This is a genomic window from Allobosea sp. 01N443 (assembly GCF_056399325.1).
This window is the reverse complement of sequence record NZ_JBFTRC010000358.1, coordinates 1-2,279: the sequence shown is the minus strand read 5'-3', so window position 1 is coordinate 2,279 and position 2,279 is coordinate 1. Positions and strand designations below refer to the sequence as shown.

General features: G+C 66.2%; 1 pseudogene. It reads right to left on the bottom strand.

The features are described 5' to 3' along the window. Positions 1-1,239, bottom strand: a pseudogene (locus AC1DRP_RS36270) (hypothetical protein); the annotation flags it as partial. Between the last annotated feature and the right edge of the window lie 1,040 nt (positions 1,240-2,279).

Sequence of the window (2,279 nt, the reverse complement as noted above, 5' to 3'; positions counted from 1 at the left end):
GCTCAGCATGGTGCCACTGCCGATGACGACATTGCCCGCTCCCGACAGCGCACCCACCGTGGCGCCGAACCCGGCAGCGCTTGCAATCTCCATCGTCGCCCCAGCCGCGACCCCGTAATGAGAGTTCGCCGAGAACGCGGTCGAAGAGTCGGCGATCAGACGCCCACCCAGGATACTTGTTGCGCCCGTGTAGTCGTTGTTGCCGGAAAGGGTGACCGTGCCGGAGCCGGTCTTGGCGAGTGCGCCCGTGCCGGTCACCGCGTTGGCGATGGTGATGTCGACGCCGTTGCTCTGGTCGAGCGTCAACGTGCCGGCGCCGAGAGCGATGTTGCCGGTGAGATTGGCGGTGCCGGCCGTCGCGACCGTCAGGCTGCTGTTGCCGGACAGCGCGAGAGCGTTTCCACGGGCGCCGCCGCCATCCAGACCGCCGGAGATCGAGCCGCTCGCGCCCAGCGTGATGCTCAGGCTTTGACCGGAGATGCCGGCTCCTGCCTGGCCGGTAGAGCCCGGGACGATGCCGGAGCCGCCGGCGCCGCCGTCTCCACCACGCACCGCGCCATTGACCACGAGGCTGGTACCAGTGGAACCGATCAGGCCGGCGCCGCCAGAGCCGCCGCTTCCGCCTGTCGCGCCGGTGCTGTTCCCTCCAGCTCCGCCGTCGCCGCCCCTGACACCGGCACCGATCGTGAGCGACGTGCCGGCTGCGCCGGTCACTGCCAAGCCGATGCCACCGCTGCCGGCATTGCCGGCCTCCGAGTGRCCGCTGCCACCATTGCCGCCATTGCCGCCCGTCGTTGTCGACGTGAGCAAGCCGAGCGCACCGGTGCCGGATATCACCGCGCCATATCCGCCGGCGCCGCCACCACCGCCGCTTCCCGCGAGGCCATCGCCGCCATTGCCGCCATTGCCGCCTGAGACGCTGCCGGTGGGAGCCGCCACATCCACGCTGCCATGAGCGCCACCGCCGCCACCGCCAGCGCCGTTGGAATCCTGCCCGTCCTGTCCCGCAGCTCCCGCGGTGGCTCCTCCGATTCCGCCGATACCGGCGTTGCCTCTGCCGCCTGAGCCGCCGGTTATGCCGGAGCCGCCCCCGCCGCCGCCCCCGCCGCTACCGCCGACGTTCCCGCTGTCACCGGGAAGGGTGAGATTGTCGCCACCGCCTGCGCCATCCCCTCCGCCGCCAGCTCCGCCATCGGCCAGAGCCGGCGCAGCCAGTGCGAAGGTGAGAAGGGCGAGCATGGCGGGACGTGACCGCGCAACACAAGGTCGCCGCAGCGCGACGCCTCGCGACACCTCATCCAGTCCCGCTGCTGATGACACGCAATTGCCCCCCGGCCGAGTCCGCACCATAGCCTCTGGTGTGAGGCAGGCAACGAACCACCGTTCATCGCCGATTAACTCTGCGGAACGTTGCATTCCAGGCACAGTTCAAAGGGGCGGATTTCCAGGCCGGATTCTCGCGAGCGGCGCATCAGCTTCGCGCAGGGAGGCACCCGCAAGGACCGCTCCGCTAATCCAGCTCGAATACTCTCTGTGGTGGCCGCGGTGCTGCTCGGCGCCAGTGGGGGGGGGCTGCCAGCCGAGTGGGGTGCCATCATCGGCCAGCCAGGCGGCATCCGCTTCGCGCGTCGGGCCGCGACCATCCCGGAAGCGGGCATGCTGCGTGCGGTTGCCGTCCGTCACTTCGACCTGTGCGCTGAGCCCCCTCCGTGTGGGGGGAGTCCCGAGTGTCCAACAATTCGCCATCGCAACCATGCTTCACGTCGCGGCGACGTCCTGCTCATGCTGTTTCGCGCCTCGCATCTCACCGTGGTTCAGCAGTAACACTCCAACCTGAATCGACGATTTCCTTGTTTTGGTTCGAGCCCAGTAAAGTAGAGCATTAAATATTCAATCAGAGCGTGGCGTGAGCATATTGTGTTTTTTGTCTCGCTCTGAATGGAGAAAATAATCAGATTGATCCCTCGTATTCATGCCTCAGTCACGAAAGTTGGAATGTGATCGCATCCGGAAGAGAGCTGCTTGTCTCCTAGGTTCCGATATTCTTCTTCCGCCCTCTCGGTGAGAGCTCTATTCACAGCAGAACGTAGCAAGCCGCCGATACCGCCCGTCGACCATCGAAGCAGCCAGCGATGCCAACATCCAAGCGACTACTGAGTTCGCCCGACATGCGGCTCCGGGTGATCGAGGACAAGTTCAGCATTGGCACCTGGAGCTGGGATCTCGACACATCCGAGGTCACCTGGTCGACCGGACTGTTCAGGATCCTCGGCCTGGAC